Origin of the sequence: Paenibacillus favisporus, from assembly GCF_040545415.1 — a bacterium.
Lineage (GTDB): Bacteria > Bacillota > Bacilli > Paenibacillales > Paenibacillaceae > Paenibacillus_AQ > Paenibacillus_AQ favisporus.
In genome coordinates this window covers 447,143-464,677 of the sequence record NZ_JBEPLV010000003.1, presented here as the reverse complement: position 1 = coordinate 464,677, position 17,535 = coordinate 447,143, and the positions used below count along the sequence as shown (strand labels likewise).

Below are 17,535 nucleotides of genomic sequence, written 5' to 3'. Positions count from 1 at the left end.
GCCCTTCATACCTCAAAGGCCAGAACAACGGCATTGCCACACGCAGCGAACAGCGGCTATCACAGAGCCAAGCCATCCTGCGGTCTTTCATCCATTTTTGGGTACACGAAACGAACCGTTCCGCTAATCGGCTTTTTTACAGTCCAGGTGCGAGAATGCCCCGGCGCATGCCAATAAGGAACCGTCTATTCAGGAAGGAGATTAAGCCACGTAACTCGAGGTAAATTTTATCGGAAGCAGCAGTAAATATTTTTTACGGAGAAAAACACACGGAACAAAGGGTAGCCGCGGTTTCGGAATACGCAGCACAAGCAGCAGCGGCAGCACAAAACAGAGAGGAAGCGCTGACGCCAGCATGATCAGTCTCTGCATGAGGGTTGGCGTTTTCCGTACCATCGGTTTGCTTGGAGGATCGATCCGGCTGTACACCGTCTCGGTTTCCGTCGAACTTGCAGGGGAGGTAAACACTTCTTCTTCCAGGGAAACGGGAAAGGTTGCCATCTGAATGACACCCAGAACGACAATGAACATCATCCGAAGTCTATTCATCCATGCTGCCATCCTATCCCCCCTCTTGTGAAAAATTCATATATGATGATTCTAACACAAATTAGAGGATGTCTTCAAACCGATGGACAAGCCGGGACAAGCCGAGAACATCCCGATAAAAATTTTTGATCGATTTTGAAGGGCTGACGCAAGCGGTTGCCTCGATACCAGAACTCCAGAGTTGATGACCGAGACAGCAATAGGACCAAAAAACCGGTGGAACCAAGGAGTTCCACCGGTTTTCTTCACAATCTCATCAGAAAAACTTGCAGATCAGCTTATTCCGCCCATTTCACCGCGATCTCAATCCCTTCCGGTACGCCGGGGTATCGGATCAAGACCGTTTTTGAACCGGGATCATAGGCACAGGCTGCCGGCTGTCCCCCTGCCGTCACTGCCGACGGTTCAGCCGGAACGCGAATACGCGTGCTGACCGTCATTTCGGAAGGGGACTCGGAGACGAATGTCAGCTTGCCTTCGAGGTACTGCTCCCCGCGAATCCGGGATGCGCTGACAAGAATGACCGGCTGGTCCTGCAACTGTGCCGCTGGATGGTCCAGATCATACAGAAGGCGGTCATCACCGGGCTGAAATTCCACGCGGCTCAGCACGGGCAGCTCCGGATCAAAGAGATCGACGAACGCCCCATCGAGCTGTGCCGCCGGCTCCGCGGCATCGCGCTCGTCGAGCGCATGCGCGATCACATACGGACCGCGCCGGATGTGAAGCAGGCCGCTCTCAAGGTACGCGTCCTGCTCCCCGCGGAACTGAAGCGCCTGACGCACGCTGCTCCGCACCTGCTCGGCGCCTGCATCCGAGCGGGACAATTCCGCAGGATGCTGCCGGTAGTACAGCACGGCCCCATCGCCGACCCGGTGCTCTCCTTCGCCCGGGTTACGCCCCAGCCCCATCGACTCGAACAGATGCTCTTCCGGCCGGTCATAGGCGCGGCCGGCGTCGCGGTTCCACCATTCCTGCACGTTGTGGAATGGATCGCTCCCGTCGCCGTAATAGATCAATACGCCTCCCTCGCGGACCCACTGCCCGAGAACCTGGTGAATACCGGGATGCTCCGGCTTCATCAGCTCGTAGCTCAGCAGCAGCACGCGGTAATCCGCCAAATATCCCGGAAAGGTCAGGATATTGTCCAGCTGGACCGGCCGCAGCGGAATGCCGGCTTTGACGAGTGGCAGAGCCATCCCGTAAAAGGCGGACCAATCCAGCAGCTCCTGCTGCGCTTCGCTCAGCTCCTCCGCACCTGAGGTGCCGTCGTACTTAAACTCCTGTTTGCGTCCGTCTTCGTCCGGATCGACGTCTCCCCGCTGATACATCGCGGAGTTCGCCAGCAGTACGCCGACGCCGGTCGTCGCCTTGCCTTCCTGCACATCCCCGTCATACCGGTGAATGTCCCGCAGCACGTTCATGACGGTAAGCAGGGACGTTTTATAGCCTGCCGGGATGACTTCCTTGCCGCTGCCGCCCTCTTTCGGATACCCTAGTTCAAACACCCGCCAAGGCCAAGGGCATACCTCGTATTGGGAAACGCCCGGATGCAGCAGCGAAGCCACGACGGTCGAGCGGTAATTGTACGCGTAATCCCTCCACGTATAGCGCGGATTGTCCTCGATCGGGTCGTGGAGGAACCACATTTCGCGGCCTGTGCCGCGGGTCAGCTCTTGCATGACGCCATACTCCAGGAATGCCGTTTCGAAAGTACGTTCCTTACGGACACCCTTATAGACGTTTGCGGTCCGTGCAGTACCCGTCCAGATCTGGGCGATGAAGCCGTCGCAGGCCGGCATGTTCACGAGCAGCGCTTCCGGGCTGATGATCCGCCACTGGGTGTAGTTGATCAGGCTGTGCGTCGGGACATAGAAGCGGACTGTGCGTCCATAGTGAACAAGCGCATACTCCTTCATCTGGCTGCAGATCCGGTCCAGCGTCCGGTAGTACACATACGCTTTCAGCTTGGATGCGCGGTATTGGGCGTCAGGCGACGAGTGCGGAGGAATCCAATCCTCACCGTAGTAGTTCCGCCACTCCCGCTTGAAGGCTTCAGAGTAACCCGAAGCCGCCCAGAATTCCGGCTCCTCCATATGGATGGCCTCCACGCCGCTGTCGATCGCCTTCTTGATATGGGTCGCCAAATACTCGGCAAACGAGACGGTCGGCACCATGTACGGGACGTCCTTGCCGTGGCTTACCTGATCCCCCGCCCGGTTGACCTGGGCTTCATCCCAGTGATTGCGCCCGTCGAAGCGGCCGTACAAATAATCCTGGTACTCCCCCCAAGATACGCCGGTCATCAGATGAATCGTGTATCCTGCCTGCTTCCAGCCTTGAATGCGCTCCGGCAAATCATCCGATATGCCGTAGACCATAACGAAATCCGTGCGGAGATCATACTTCGGCCCGTAAGGACGGGATTCCTGAAATCCCGTCCACTCCGGCCCCTTGCTTCCCAATCGGCTGCTCAAGGGTGAACCCTCCTTTAGTTAGGCATCGACAATTTGACGACTTCTTTCCCTTTCAGTTCTTCGTTTACATACTTCATGGCGTCATCGTAACCGGTGTTCTTGATTTGCTCGCGAAGGTCGTTGATTACCTTCAGGGCCGCATCGTCCGACTTGGCGAAGATCGCCTGCTTCCATACGTCGTTGATTTGGTCCATGGACGGCTTCAGCGTTTCCCATTGCGGCGATTTCGTGATCACATCTCCCGGATTGAAGGCGGAAATGACACTGATGCCGTTCGGACGCAAAATTTTACGTGCGTTGTCCATCGCTTTCAGGCGTTCCTGGTCTGCCCAAATGTCTCCGCCGCCGACCGAATTAATACGGTCCATGCCGGTCATATTTTCCAGACCGATGCTGATGCCTTCGTTCTTCTTCGCCTTGCCCGTCGTGTCCGCCGTAAACTTGTCGAACCATTCCTGCTTGGCGGCCGGTTTGCCGTCAACTATATCCCAATGCGTCCCCTGAATGCCGTAATGCACCAGCATGAAGCCTTCGTCGGAAGCGAGGAAATCGAGCAGCTTCAGCGCGGCGTCGACGTTTTTGGCTTTTTTCGTGATGACGGTAACGTTATTTCCTTGAATGTTCAGGTCGACCGGACGGTTCGGCTCTGCTCCGGCTCGCTCAAGAGGTCCGACAGGGACGTAATCGCTGCCCGGATGCGCTTTCACATATTCCTTGGAAGCGTCCAGAATGGCTGGGTAGTGCGCCGACAGTACAGCGATGCGCCCCTGCTTGATTTTCTCGTTCGCGATCGGGTCGGTCTGCGTAAAAGCATCCGGATCCAGCAGTCCTTCAGAAATCAGCTTGCGGTAATACAGCGTGTAATCCTCGTAAGCCTTTGTGAAGAACACATGCTCCAGCGTGCCGTCGCCTTTATCCTGATAATCGGCCCCGTAGAACATTGTATTCCCGATGCCTACCGCCCATCCGTCATGGAAGCCGCCGAGCGGAATAACCGGTGCGCCGTTTTCGCTCAGATTGGCATCCTTGATCTTTTTCAGGAAATTGTAGAAATCGTCCTTGGTCTTCACGGACTGCGGATCAACTCCGATCTTATCGGCAATATCCTTCCGCACGTAAAATCCGTACAGCCAGTCGTTGACGTCCTTGTCGGTTGCCGGCTGGTTCTGGTACAGCATGTACTTCTTGCCGTCAATCCCGCCAATCGCTTTTTCGTACAGCGCCGGCGGCACGTTTTCCTTGGCGATCGCCTTGGCCAGGTTCGGATACTGGTCGATTTTATCCGTCAAATCCACAAGCTGGCCTTCTTTAGCTGCCTTGATGATGCCGTCCAGCTCGCCGCCCCAGGCAGGGCCGGTATAAATGTCCGGCAGGTCCTGTGTCGCAAAAATCGTGTTGACTTTCTCGGCCTCGCTGCCTTTCGTGTAGTCGATTTTTACCTTGATTCCCGTTTTCTCCTCGATCGCTTTGAGTACAGGGTTCGTTTCCGAATCGGAGCCTGAGGAACCGTTCCAGTTATTCAGCACCGTGAGCGTAACCGTCTTGGAGTCCGCGCCTTTGTCTCCCCCGTCCGCACTGTCGCCGCTGCCGCTGCTGCTGCAGCCGTACAGCATGCCGGATATCAGGGTAAACGCCATCAGAGAAGCTGCCAATTTAAACCGCTTTTTTCTCATATGAACCCTCCCAATTTGAATGAATGTATATGATATAGTCCCGCATGCAGGACATCTATCCTTACCCTTTGACGGATCCGATCATCGTTCCCTTGACAAAATAGCGCTGCAGGAACGGATAGATGCACAGGATCGGAAACACGGTAATGACGAGCAGTGCCATCCGGAGCGATTCCGGCGTGGCCCCCGCCGCGCTGACATTGACGGTTTGTCCACCCTGCTGCGCAGCCCGCTGCATCGAGGACGACAACGCCTCCGCTTCGGTCAGCATTTGCTGAAGCAGGGTCTGCACCGGGATGAGGCTTTTGTTGGACACGTAATAGGTGCCGGTGAACCAGTCGTTCCAGTGCATCACGCCGACGAACAGCGAAATGGTCGCGAGTACCGGACCGGACAGCGGCAGTATGATACGCATGAAGATCTGGAAATCGCCCAAGCCGTCAATCCGGGCGGCTTCCTCCAGCTCTTCGGGAATGCCTTGTATAAACGTCCGAATGATGACGATATGCATAAAATTGAACAGAAACGGAATGACATACACCCAGAAGTTGTTGATCAGGTGAAGCTTCTGCAGCGTGATGAAATACGGGATAAAGCCTGCGCTGAAAATCGTGGGCAGAAAAATGTAAAAGGTGAAAAACGTGCGCCCGGGCAGCGTTTTTTTGGCCAAGGCATAGGCCATCAGCGTACTGAGCAGCACGCTAAGCACCGTGCCGAGCAGCGTCCGTAAAATCGTGATTTTGTAAGCCTGCCAAATCTGCGGATTATCGAACACCTGGGCGTAATTGTCCAGCGTGAATTTCCGCGGAAAGAAATACAGAGCCCCCATCATGGAATCTTTACCGTCATTAAGCGAGTACACAAGCACGTAAATGAACGGATAAATCATGGAAAAGGCGAACAGCGTAAGCAGGAAATAATTCAATGCGGTAAACCAGGAAAACGATCGTTTTTCCATATAGGTTCCCTCCTTAGAACAGTGATACGTCGCTGACCTTCCGTGCAATCCTGTTGACGGTGACGATCAGGACCAGCGCAATCAGGCTCTGGAACAAGCCGACAGCCGCCGCATAGCTTAGCCGCCCCTGCTGGATGCCCTGAGTGATTACATGGACGTCGAGCACGCTGCCGATGGCTGCGGTGGAAGGCCCGTTCAGAAGCAGAAGCTGTTCGAAGCCCGCGCTCATCAAGCTTCCCGTCGCCAGAATAAACAGAATGACCGCAACGTTGCGGATGCCCGGCAGGGTCACGTGCCAAATCAGGCGGAAACGGCCGGCGCCGTCGATTTTCGCTGCTTCATACAGCTGCTGGTCAATGCCCGCAATGGCCGCCATGTAGATGATCGAGTTCCAGCCGATGTTCTTCCAAACATCCGAGCCGATAATGACTTCATAAAACCAGGAAGTGTTGTACAGAAATTGGATCGGCTCTACGCCCATTGACGACAGCAGGTCGTTGACCGGGCCGCCATAGGTAGCGAAAAGGCGCTGCATCAAGGTGACGACGACGATCCAGGAAATGAAATAAGGCAAATAAGATAAAGTTTGAACGGTTTTCTTGAATTTCATGTTTCGGATTTCGTTGAGGAGGATCGCAAGGATGATGGGCATCGGAAATCCGATGATCAGTTTCATCAGGCTGATGATGATGGTGTTGCGGATAATGTCTGTCGATTGGTAATAATCGAAAAACTGCTTGAAGTATTTCAATCCCGCCCATGGGCTGCCGGTAAAACCGCCCACGAACGTATAATCGCGGAAAGCGACCTGAATCCCGTAAAGCGGAACGTAGGAGAACAGAAAAAACCAGATGATCCCCGGAAGCATGAACAAATAAAACAACTTATGCTTCCAGATCCGCTTCCACAGTGTTGACGAACTCATAAGCTCCACCTCTGTTTTCGGATAGTGTTGGACGTTCCAGGTTTCGGCAAAGCGCTTGTTTCTCAGTCTTCCTCCCCTCAAATCTTTGTAAGCGATTACACAACATATTCAGCTGTTCTCTTATCTACTTGACCTCCCTTGAAGCGTTGTCGATTCATGGAAGCTCTTGGATTAACCATAATATAATATAAATATTTAACATATTCAATATGTTAATAAAAATAAAAAAGACCTTTTCGAAGTGAAAAGGTCTTTTTTCTATACTGCATCGCTTCTTCCGATGGAAAATTAACGCGGTTTTACGGGCCCGGTTGTCTGTCCGACAACCAGCTCGGGAACGAGCAGCGTCTTCGTGTAGCCTCCGCTCCGGTCCGCCCCCTCCCCAATGATGTCCACCAGCGTTTCCGCCGCGCGTAAGCCCATTTCATACTCAAACTGCTTGATATGCGTAAAAACGCTGAGCTCTTCCACGACGGAGGTCGGGTCGTCAAAGCTGACGATCGACAGGTCGTCCGGTATGGACAGCCCGTTTCTCTTCGCCATCTGCTGGATTTGCACGCCAAGCTTGCCGTTCAGCGTGATGTAGGCGGTCGCCAGACCGCTGCGGATATACCGGTACAGCGGGTGCTTCTCCGGCTCATCTGAAGCATGAATCCGAAAGCCCGTAATGATATGGGCCGGGTTAATCAGCGCGCCCTTGTCCTTCAAGGCGTCCATGTAGCCTTCGATGCGCTCCTGGACGGTGACGGTCTGCAGCGGAGAATCGGAGCAAATGGCGATTTCACGGTGGCCTAGCTCCCACAAATGCTCTACGGCAAGCCGCGTCCCCAGCCGCCCGTCGGCCGCGATGTAATTGGTTTCGACACCCGGCAGAAACCGGTCGATCAAAACGAAAGGAAAGCCGGAGAACTTCAGGTTCAAAATTTCGTCGTTGTAATGCTCCTCATCCACCGGGAACACCAGAATTCCTTCCGCACCGATCTGTTTCAAGGTTTTGATCGCTTCCTTTTCGTGCTCCAAATCCCCCTCGGACAGCAGAATCATGGTCCGGTATCCTTTGCTGCTGAGGCCTCTGCGGACACCGTCGATCAGCCGGACGGCAAAATAATCGTAAATCGAAGGCATCACGAGCCCGATGAGCCCCGTTTTGGGCTTCACCTCTTCTGGAGCCCGGCCAAAGACCGGACGCGGTACCTCAGCTTCTTCCGCAGCCGCAGGCTCGCTGACAAAGCTGCCTTTTCCGGGAACCCGGCTGATGACGTTTTCGTTCGCGAGGCCGGTCAGTGCTTTCACAACCGTAATTTTGCTTACATCAAAGCGGTCCATGAGTTCCTTCTCCGTCGGGATACGATCACCGGACTTCAGGCCTTCCGATTCGATCAGTTCCCGGATGTACTGCTGTATCTTCTGATACAGCGGGGTCCGTGCGGTAACATTCAACAGGATCACCATACTTTAATTTGAGATTTTGTTATATATATTATCGGCTGGAACATGGGTTCGCAACATTCATCCTGACTAAAAAAATGGTCTATTCGTCTGATTCCTTAATTTGATATATTATATATGTTATATTGAATAGCGGATTTTGTATAGCGGGGTTTTGCAAAAATGTCGCAATAACGCAAAAAAAGACGGCCGCAATGCGGCAGCCTTTTTTTGAATCCATGCCTTTTCGAAATTGGAGTGAGCTTACACATTCAGCTCCAGCTTGGCATGATATTGACGGTACTGCGGGTCCTCCCCGGCGACCATCATGCCCATGCCCCAATCGATATGAGTTTCCCGGCTAGGCGGATCGGCAGGATCGCGGTATTGGAACAGGACGTTTCTGCGCGGCCGGCTGCTCTTGTTGCGGTCGGACCCGTGAATCGTCAGGTAGTTGAAGAACAGCACATCACCTGCGCTTGCCGGGCAGGGCGTGCCCATGCTCACCGGGTAATCGCGGTGATCAAGGTAGTACCTGCCTACATGGGGAAGCGGTCCCTGCTTATGGGATCCGGGAACGACGCACAGGCAGCCGTTTTCCATATCCGCATCGTCGAGATGAACGCTGGCGGCAAGCATCGTATGGCGATCATGAGGGAAATACGGATAATCCTGGTGCATCGGAAAAGCGGCGCCCTGCTCCGGCGGCTTGACCAGCATTTTGGTATGATGGAGCTGAACGTTGGGACCGATCAGCTGCGTCAGAACGCCCGTCATACGCGGATGCGCTACGGCACGGGTGAAGCATGCGGCGTGAAACTGCAGATCGTGAAAGCCTTTGAGCACCAGCTTCTTCAATTCGTCCTGGGGAATGTAATCCCCCTGCCAAGTATGGTTGACGTCCTGCTTGGCTGCAGCCGCCTTGGCAATCGTACGCTCCACCGCATACTGCATATCCTTGACTTCCTCTGTGCTGAACACGCCACGGACGAGCAAATAACCGTTTTCGTTATAAAATTCGACGTCTTCTCTGCTAATCATCTTCCCGTTCCCTCCCGTAACATTTGAATGACAAATCGTGAATACGCCTTCATTATAGGGATAACGGACACCTGACGTCTTTGCCGGATTGGAACCTGTTTTTGTCGGATTCGGACACGAATGGATGAGGAGGACTTGAAATGGATCATCTCGTCTGGGGAGCCGCCCTGTCTAAACTGCATTCAACCGTCGGAGAGCTGACCGAAGAGGATTTATGCATCCGCATACATTATTGGGGAGCCCTTGCGGAGCACCGGAGCAACTTAGAGCATAAGCATTCTTTTTTTGAAATGTGTTATGTCGCGGGCGGTGAAGGAACGTATGTGGATGAAGGCCGGATCCATCCGTTAGCAAAAGGAACGCTGTTCATTTCCAATCCCTACCGCATGCACCGTATTGAAAGCACAGGGATGCAGCTCATATGGCTCGCCTTCGATGTGGATGCCGGGCGCACCTCAGCTCCCTGGAACGGTCAGTTTGCGCGGCTGGCGCAGTCGGACTGCTATATTCTTCACGGAGCTGAAAACAGCCCGGCCGTCCTGCTCTGGAAAGCGATTATTCAAGCGGCCGCCGAACTGGATACCGCCCGGTTTCCGCTGGACCGGCTGGTGCTTGCGCTTGTGGCTGCGCTGCCGCAAACCTTTACGCCGGACCGCCAGCTGCACAAGCCGACGCTGCCTCCTCCCCGCTCCGCTTCTCTGAGGCAGGCGCTCCAATTCATCCGTGATAACCTGGAGTCGCCGCTAAAGCTGGAAGATGTGGCACGGTATTTTCATATATCGGGAAGACATCTGGCCCGTTTGTTCCAGAAGGAGCTCAAAATGACCTTCACGGCATTCGTCCGCCAGGAAAGGATCCGGCTTGCGGCGTACCTTCTGCGCGAGACGGACCGCTCCGTCAAGGAAATCGCCGACCTAACAGGATTCGGCTCCGTTCACTATTTTACCAGGATGTTCTCGGCTGCCGCCGGCATTCCCCCGGCCGCTTACCGGATCGCGCCACAGCAAAAAGGCATGCCCTTCGAAGAGGAGCATGCCTGATTTCAAAATATGTTCATAGGCGTATGATTGGAACGATTCAATGCGGGATTCAAGCTCTCCCAGTAATGGGCGGAGCCTCATTGGGACCAAAGGATACATTGATCCGGTGATCCAGCACGACGGCGTCTTCCGTTTCAAACCGGATGTCCGTCGTAATATGAAACGGCGTCTCAATGAAGCGGATGCTCAGCTCCAGCGTATCCGGGGACTTCCATGTAAAGCTTGACACCGTTGCGGTCTCGCGGGGCATGATCAGATCAGACTTGCCTTTCAGCCATTTCCCGCGACTCAAAGGCAATGCAAAATGCTTCCCTCCGGTCTCATACAGGTCAACCACCGCCTGATCGGCCTCGAAACGGACCGAAATCCGGCTCCAGTTCATGTCGTTGTCGTCCAGCACATAGTTTTTGCCGCTGACGGCGGATTCCAATTCCGGTTGAATGCTGTACGCGAGCGGAGCAAGCTGCAGGCTGCGGATCCGTTCCTGCAATCGGTCCTGTGTTTCCTCGTCCAGCGGGAGCTCCTCTCCGGCCATCGCTGGCAGCAGATGCTCCCAGACGGCGTTCATCACTTCCTGCATCTGGTTCGTTCCGCTCGTGACGGCAAGCACCGCCTCCTGCTCCGGCATGACGATGCAGAACTGGCCAAAGGCTCCGTCTCCGCGGTAGGCGCCGTGCCGGCATCTCCAGAATTGGTAGCCGTATCCCTGCGCCCAGTCGCTTTCCCCGCCGTCTCCGTTGGAGATCTGCTTCGAGGTCGCCTCCTCTACCCACGCTTCCGGAATCAGCTGGCTGCCGTTCCATGCCCCTCGCTGCAATAACAGCTGGCCGAACTTGGCGATGTCTTCCGTCGTGATGCTCAGTCCGAAACCTCCAGTGTTGATTCCCCGCGGACAGGACTCCCATGTGGGGTTGTGAATGCCCAGCGGCTCAAACAGCCGCTTCTGCAAAAATTGAAGCAGCGTCTGCCCGGTCACGGATTGCAGAATGGCCGACAGCATATAGGTTGCACCCGTGTTGTACACAAAATGGGTGCCGGGCGTATGCTCCACCGGAGCCGCGAGAAAGGCTTTGGCCCAATTCCCGTCCGTGCAGCGGTCAATGGCCCCCATCGTATCCTGGTCATTCCCCGTGCCCATCATCAGCAGATGCCGGATGCTCATGGCAGCCAAATTCGGACTGACTTCCTCCGGCAGGTCGTCCGGGAAGAACGTAACGACCTTGTCTTCCAGAGACAGCAGACCCTCGTGTACCGCGAGACCGATGGCTGTGGAAGTAAAGCTCTTGCTCAGCGAAAACAGCATGTGCGGCAGCTCCGGGGCATAAGGCCCCCACCAGCCTTCCGCAGCCACCTGTCCGCGGCGAAGCAGCATAAAGCTGTGCAGCTCAATGCCCTTGGCCTGTACCTCGTCCAGAAAATCAAGGATGGCCGCCCCGGGAATACCCAGCGCTTCCGGTCTGCTTCTTGGTAATTGCAGGCTTGTATTTTCCATGGTTTCACACCCCTTTCGTTACAAACGTACCGCAGCCGCATAGCAATTTCAAGCATTTTGTTTCCGCTTACAATCGGACTCCTTTATCACCTTGCGTTGACCCTGTCCTGCTGTGCTATTATAATCCCTGATACCAAATCAAGATGGGAGGCTGACATGTCATGAAGTACCGCAGATTGGGCGGCACAGGCTTGGAAGTATCTAATCTTTGCCTGGGCACGATGGCTTTTGGAAGATGGATCGATGAGGAAGCGTCGGTGCGGATCCTGGATCACGCGATCGACCAGGGAATCAATTTTATCGACACCGCCAACTATTACGGCAAGGGGCAGGATGCCGACGTTCCGCACGGAACAGGCGAAAGTGAGGACATTATCGGCCGTGCCCTGAAGGGCAGACGGGATCAGGTCGTTCTGGCGACGAAAGTGGGCATCCGGTCGGGGTTCGGGAAAAATGACAGCGGCCTGTCGCGGACCCATATTTTGCGCGAAGTCGATAAGTCGCTGCAGCGCCTTCAGACGGATTATATCGACTTGTATCAGGTACATATCTTCGACCCGCACACGCCGCTGGAAGAAACGCTGCGGGCTCTGGACGACCTCGTTCGCCAGGGAAAAGTAAGGTACATCGGCTGCTCCAACTATGCCGCCTGGCAGATTGCCAAAGCGCATGCGATCAGCGAGCGGATGAACCTCGAAAAGTTCATTTCCGTGCAGCCGCAGTACAACCTGCTCTCCCGGGAAATCGAACAGGAACTTCTGCCGTTCTGCGCCTCGGAGGACGTCGGCGTAATGGTATACAGTCCGATGGCGCGCGGGATGCTCTCCGGCAAGTACAAAGCGCCAGGGGATGCCCCCCCGGAGAGCCGCGCCGCCAGCGGGGAGAAGCCGCTGCAGCAGTATTTTACCGAGCGGAATTATGAGCTTGTCAAAAAATACGCGGTGCTTGCCGGTCAATACGAAGTCAGCCTTTCCCAATACGCACTGTCGTGGGTGCTTAATCAGCCCGCGGTTACAGCCGCCATCATCGGTGCCAGCAAAGTGCATCACGTGACGGATGCCGCGCAGATCAGCGACTGGTCCTGGACGCCGGAAATGCAGCGGGAAGCAAGTGACGTCCGCAGTTCTACGGATGAATCACAACCTCATTAAAAAACAGTCCCGGCCGAATATATTGGCCGGGACTGTTTTTTTGTCATGCTCACTCTCGCGCCTGTCAACAGGTTGCATTATACCTAGGCACGGTCGGGCTCCCATTCGGCATTCAGCACATATGTTGCCCGTATTTTGGTATGGTCGTCCATATCCGGCGCTGCCGGAATCCAGATCCCTATCCCGCGGCTATACTTCCGGCGTTGGCGTCGGCGCCGCGTATTTCCCGTTGGAATACGTCTGGTCGATGATGCCGCGGATCTCTTTCACGCTTTTGCCCTCTTTGACCAGCGAAGCTGCCGTAAGCGCCGTCTCGACGCACACGCCGCAGCGGGTGCCGTGATCGTCCCAAACCACGCTTCCGTCCGGGTTGACTTCTTTAATAAAGCAGTTCAAATTGCTCTTGTGACCGGCACTTTCCCCGCAGCCGCAGTAACATGGAATTTGGTTGAGCACTTCCTTGACGCCTGCTGCTGCCATATAGGCCGTTCTGACGGTATCGTTCGCCGGCTGCAGAAACGAAGGAAGCTGCTCCTTCCCGCCGGTCGTCTCCTGCAGATCGCCGTTTGCGGCCATCTGCTGGTGTGCGCCGTGATCATGCTGCATCGTCTGCTCCGCCGAATCTGGGCCGCCTTTATCCGAGCAGCCGGATACCAGCAGCCCGCCCAGGACGATTCCGAGCACAGATAACCTTGCTTTACTGCCCATCATCATGTATCTCCCCTTTGATAGTTGTCCATTTTACATAGTATACCATGCCGCTTGCCGGATAAATAAATTCGGATGACTTCGCAGCAGGTCACAGTGCCTGATCATGTCAGACCCGAGTACCGGCGGGGGCATGGACATTTTCTTAACAGTAATTATTCCGTTTAAGGTGCCGTTTTGATATAATACAGGTATCTAACCTTTATTCCGGATTTTCACAGAAAGGTGATTGCCATGGAACAGTCCATCCATCCGTCTCAGGAATGCGACGCAACCTGCACGGGCTCAGACAATGAATTGGGCAAAATCAAAGAAGCGCTGATCGATGATCAAGCTGCCTCGCAGGTCGCCGATTGGTTTAAAGCCTTTAGTGATCCCACGCGGGTCAAGCTGATCGACGCGCTGCTGCAAAGAGAACTGTGCGTGCATGACCTGACCACCCTGCTCGGCATGGGCCAATCCGCGGTGTCCCACCAGCTGAGGTACTTGCGCAATTTGCGGATCGTCAAACGCCGCAAAGAAGGCAAAACGGCCTATTACTCGCTTGACGATACGCACATCGAACAGATTTTCCTGCAGACGCTGCAGCATACCCAGCATGGATAAATATTTCTAACCCAAGACCCTCTGCCTTTGGCGGAAGGGTCTTTTCTTTTTTTGCTTTCGCGGCCAACCGAACCATCCGACGCCATCCCTCTTTTTTTCCTGAGAAGAAACCAAGGGTTGCCGGCTCCAATAAAAGTCAATGCTGATAACAAGTAATCCATTGATCAGGAGGCAGCTCCTTATGAACAGAACGAACAGAAGCCTGATATCCGTATTCCTCTTTCTCTCGGTAACCTTTTATGCCGGATGGAGCTTTGTATGGCCTGCTGGAGTGGCTGATGCAAAACGTGCCGATACGCTCTTCGGTCATGATTCTATTCAACAACCTAAGGTTGTTAACGGGAGCGACGGCCAAACCGGGCGAAACCCTTCCTTGGATCCGTCCCTTTTATCGGCAATGCTGCTGGCAAAGGATCCCGTACAAGCCGCGGTGCAGTTTTCCAGGACCCAATGGCCGGACGGAAGCATGAATAACAGCCCGGACGTCGTCATTCTGGCCGATCCCCAGGATAAACCAGCCGCACTTGCGGCAAGCCGTCTCCTGCTTTCCTCAAAGAACGGAACCATGCTGTTTACAGGCAGATATGTAACACCGGAGGCCACCCTAATCGAGCTTGTCCGGCTTCGTCCTTCCGGTCTTGTTTCGCAAAGCGGTGTGCAGGTGATTGCAGCGGGCGACATACATCAGCGGGTTATCGATCAGCTCCGCAGGCTGGGCCTCCGCACCGAGCGAATTCAGGCTGCGGCGCCCGAAGCTCTGGCGGGAGCAGTGGATGCATATACGGCACAGCTGTCCGGCAAACATAACCGAGCCGTGATCATGCTCCCCTTGGAACAAAAGCCATTCTCATCCTCTATGCTCCGCCTTTTGCAAGAAAAAGAGGGCTCCCTCCTTTTCGTAAAGCGGTTTTTCATTCCAAGGGAAACCCTTCAGGCGTTAGAACAGCGAAACGGCGGTTCAAATATCTACATTCCAGCTTCACTGGAAGCGGTCTCCAAACAGGTGGAGCGCAGGCTGCAGCGTTATGGAGAAGTGACAAGAATATCGGGGGACTAGCAGGAGCTCCTCAAACGGCAGCGGGCGGCACCGCACACAGCGGACCGCCCGTTCATATCGACTCGTTATTTATTTCAGCTTCAGCACCCGCATCGCATTTAAGACGGCCAGCAGAGTGACGCCGACATCGGAGAAGACGGCTTCCCACATCGTTGCGATGCCAAAGGCTCCAAGCAGCAGGAAAATCCCTTTGACTGCCAGCGCAAAAACGATGTTCTGCCATACGATTTGGCGCGTACGCCCCGCAATGCCGAGCGCGGTGACAATCTTGGACGGCTCATCGGTCATAATGACGATATCCGCCGCTTCAATGGCAGCGTCCGATCCCAGGCCGCCCATCGCGATCCCCACGTCGGCTCTCGCCAGCACCGGCGTATCGTTCATGCCGTCCCCGACAAAAGCGATTTTTTCCTTGGGCTGCTTCAGCCGGCTCAGCCGTTCCATATGCTCTACCTTATCCTGTGGAAGAAGCTCGGCATGCACCTCGTTGACGCCAAGCAGCTTCCCGACCTTCTCTGCCACAGGGCGTGCATCGCCTGTCAGCATAACCGTCTGTTTGCCCCGCTGCTGAAGCGCGCCGACCGCCTGCGCAGCATCTTCCTTCACTTCGTCCGAGATGAGCAGATAACCGGCGTATTCTCCGTTCACGGCCACATACACGACGGTGCCCGGCGCATCCGGCTGCTGAGCCGCAATGCCTTCCTCCTTGAGCAGCTTCGCGTTGCCGGCCAATACTTCCACGCCGTCCAATTTCACGTGAACGCCGTGTCCCGCAGCTTCATTATAGTCCTGTATGCGTGACGCATCTATTTCTTTCCCGTAGGCTTCCCTGATCGATTCGGCAATGGGATGGCTCGAATGAAGTTCGGCGAAGGCTGCATATTCCAGCAGCTGTTCAGGGCTGATTCCGTCGTGGGCCGGGCGGGTTTCGGTCACCCGGAACGTCCCCTTGGTCAGCGTGCCGGTCTTGTCGAACACGACGTACTTCACATCATTCAAGGCTTCCAGGTAATTGCTCCCCTTAACCAGGATGCCCGCTTTGGAAGCAGCGCCGATCCCTCCGAAAAATCCGAGCGGAATCGATACGACCAGCGCGCAGGGACACGAAATGACGAGAAAGATCAGCGCCCGGTAGATCCAGTCGGAGAACGTCGCGCCGCTCACAACGAGCGGGGGTACAAGCGCAAGAAGCAAGGCGACGATAACGACGACCGGCGTATACAAACGGGCGAATTTCGTGATGAAGTTCTCGGTAGGGGCCTTGTTGCTGCTGGCGTTTTGGACCAGGTCCAAAATTTTGGCCGCGGTGGACTCCCCATAAATCTTGGTCACCTCAATCGTAAGGACGCCATTTTTATTGATGAACCCGCTCAGCACCTCATCGCCTGCTTCCAGCTCACGCGGTACGGACTCGCCGGTCAGCGCCGAAGTGTCCGCCATCGACCGGCCCTCGGTCACTTTGCCGTCGAGCGGGATCTTCTCTCCCGGTTTGACGATGATCAAATCGCCGACCTGGACTTCCTCGGGCGTCACCTGTTTCGTTCTGTCCCCCGTCTTCAGGTTCGCATAATCCGGCCGGAGATCCATCATGGCGCTGATGGATTTGCGCGAACGGTTAACCGCAATGCCCTGAAACATTTCGCCGATCTGGTAGAAGAGCATGACGGCAACCCCTTCGGGATACTGTCCTACACAGAACGCCCCAATCGTCGCAACCGACATCAGGAAGTACTCGTCAAACACCTGGCCCCTAAGGATGTTGCGGAGCGCCTGCAGAACGATGTCTCCTCCGGTAATAAGATAGGCCACGAGAAACATGGCGAGCTCGGCCCACCCCGTGACCGGCAGCAGCATCGCGGCTGCCGTGATCACCGCCCCTGCAGCCAGGCGGATCGACATGACCCGGATGCCGGAACTGCCGTGATCATGCGAATGACCGTGATCATGGCCGTGGGCATGATCATGTGAATGACCGCCCGCTCCGTGGTCATGACCTTCGTGGGAATGACCGTGATCATGCGCGTGCCCATCATGATGATGGCCGCGGGACCTTTGCGGATGATTTCCTGCCGCTTTCGGAACCAGCTCGCGCACGCTCACATGCGGCTCTAATTTTTTGATTTTCTTCGAAATCTCCGATATCAGCTGGCCTTGATCTTCTGAGGATTCAAACGTCAGCGTCTGCTTGACGAAATTGACGGAGCAGGAAGAAACCCCGTCCATCTTCCGGACTCCATCCTCGATCTTCATGGCACAGTTTGCACAATCCAAGCCTTCGAGCAGCAGCTCGCGCTTCACCTTAGAGACGGTTTCAGTCATCTAAATGCCTCCGATCCAATCACGAATATAATATGAGCATATATTCATATATAAACTTGTTAAGGTCATTATATTCAGGGATGGAGAAGAATGTCAACCAGCTTTTCCGGG

The 17,535-nt window shown here is 54.9% G+C and carries 14 protein-coding genes; 4 read left to right on the top strand and 10 right to left on the bottom strand.

Annotated elements, in window-relative coordinates; all coding sequences use genetic code 11:
* Positions 1 to 201: 201 nt before the first annotated feature.
* The 7 genes from ABID47_RS15285 to ABID47_RS15255 all read right to left on the bottom strand — a co-directional run bounded on the left by ABID47_RS15285 (position 202) and on the right by ABID47_RS15255 (position 9,051).
* On the bottom strand, positions 202 to 549 hold the full coding sequence (locus tag ABID47_RS15285) for a hypothetical protein (protein ID WP_354497884.1): 348 nt from the start codon (positions 547 to 549) through the stop codon (positions 202 to 204).
* Positions 550 to 827: 278 nt separating this feature from the next.
* The gene (locus tag ABID47_RS15280) at positions 828 to 3,026 is read right to left on the bottom strand and encodes a hypothetical protein (RefSeq protein WP_354497882.1); all 2,199 of its coding nucleotides are present in this window, start codon (positions 3,024 to 3,026) and stop codon (positions 828 to 830) included.
* 14 nt (positions 3,027 to 3,040) lie between these two features.
* Positions 3,041 to 4,699, bottom strand: coding sequence for an extracellular solute-binding protein (locus ABID47_RS15275; RefSeq protein WP_354497880.1), 1,659 nt, complete (start codon positions 4,697 to 4,699; stop codon positions 3,041 to 3,043).
* 61 nt (positions 4,700 to 4,760) lie between these two features.
* Entirely contained in the window at positions 4,761 to 5,657 is an 897-nt protein-coding gene (locus tag ABID47_RS15270; protein ID WP_145946355.1) for a carbohydrate ABC transporter permease, read from the bottom strand.
* A gap of 13 nt (positions 5,658 to 5,670) precedes the next feature.
* On the bottom strand, positions 5,671 to 6,582 hold the full coding sequence (locus ABID47_RS15265) for an ABC transporter permease (protein ID WP_251674915.1): 912 nt from the start codon (positions 6,580 to 6,582) through the stop codon (positions 5,671 to 5,673).
* A 288-nt stretch (positions 6,583 to 6,870) separates the two neighbouring features.
* The gene (locus ABID47_RS15260) at positions 6,871 to 8,034 is read right to left on the bottom strand and encodes a GntR family transcriptional regulator (RefSeq protein WP_435530626.1); all 1,164 of its coding nucleotides are present in this window, start codon (positions 8,032 to 8,034) and stop codon (positions 6,871 to 6,873) included.
* A 240-nt stretch (positions 8,035 to 8,274) separates the two neighbouring features.
* Positions 8,275 to 9,051 (bottom strand): phytanoyl-CoA dioxygenase family protein, encoded by a 777-nt coding sequence (locus ABID47_RS15255; RefSeq protein ID WP_354497875.1) that lies wholly within the window; start codon positions 9,049 to 9,051, stop codon positions 8,275 to 8,277.
* A gap of 140 nt (positions 9,052 to 9,191) precedes the next feature.
* Here ABID47_RS15255 and ABID47_RS15250 point away from each other — a divergent pair, with 140 nt between their 5' ends.
* Positions 9,192 to 10,091 (top strand): AraC family transcriptional regulator, encoded by a 900-nt coding sequence (locus ABID47_RS15250; RefSeq protein ID WP_354497873.1) that lies wholly within the window; start codon positions 9,192 to 9,194, stop codon positions 10,089 to 10,091.
* Between the two features lie 49 nt (positions 10,092 to 10,140).
* Here the strand turns inward: ABID47_RS15250 and ABID47_RS15245 are convergent, their stop codons facing one another.
* Positions 10,141 to 11,583 carry a serine hydrolase domain-containing protein gene (locus ABID47_RS15245; RefSeq protein ID WP_354497870.1) on the bottom strand — a complete coding sequence of 481 codons (1,443 nt, stop codon included), beginning with the start codon at positions 11,581 to 11,583 and terminating at the stop codon, positions 10,141 to 10,143.
* A 161-nt stretch (positions 11,584 to 11,744) separates the two neighbouring features.
* Between ABID47_RS15245 and ABID47_RS15240 the strand changes: the two genes are divergently transcribed.
* Positions 11,745 to 12,734 carry an aldo/keto reductase gene (locus tag ABID47_RS15240; RefSeq protein ID WP_354497868.1) on the top strand — a complete coding sequence of 330 codons (990 nt, stop codon included), beginning with the start codon at positions 11,745 to 11,747 and terminating at the stop codon, positions 12,732 to 12,734.
* A gap of 189 nt (positions 12,735 to 12,923) precedes the next feature.
* On the opposite strand, the gene ABID47_RS15235 is transcribed toward ABID47_RS15240, so the two are convergent.
* Positions 12,924 to 13,448: a PCYCGC motif-containing (lipo)protein gene (locus tag ABID47_RS15235; RefSeq protein ID WP_354497866.1), complete on the bottom strand. Its 525-nt coding sequence runs from the start codon at positions 13,446 to 13,448 to the stop codon at positions 12,924 to 12,926.
* A 228-nt stretch (positions 13,449 to 13,676) separates the two neighbouring features.
* On the opposite strand from ABID47_RS15235, the gene ABID47_RS15230 reads away from it, so the two are divergent.
* Positions 13,677 to 14,048: an ArsR/SmtB family transcription factor gene (locus ABID47_RS15230; protein ID WP_076167400.1), complete on the top strand. Its 372-nt coding sequence runs from the start codon at positions 13,677 to 13,679 to the stop codon at positions 14,046 to 14,048.
* 181 nt (positions 14,049 to 14,229) lie between these two features.
* Positions 14,230 to 15,105 (top strand): hypothetical protein, encoded by an 876-nt coding sequence (locus tag ABID47_RS15225; RefSeq protein WP_116231005.1) that lies wholly within the window; start codon positions 14,230 to 14,232, stop codon positions 15,103 to 15,105.
* Between the two features lie 69 nt (positions 15,106 to 15,174).
* On the opposite strand, the gene ABID47_RS15220 is transcribed toward ABID47_RS15225, so the two are convergent.
* Positions 15,175 to 17,424, bottom strand: coding sequence for a heavy metal translocating P-type ATPase (locus ABID47_RS15220; protein WP_354497863.1), 2,250 nt, complete (start codon positions 17,422 to 17,424; stop codon positions 15,175 to 15,177).
* Between the last annotated feature and the right edge of the window lie 111 nt (positions 17,425 to 17,535).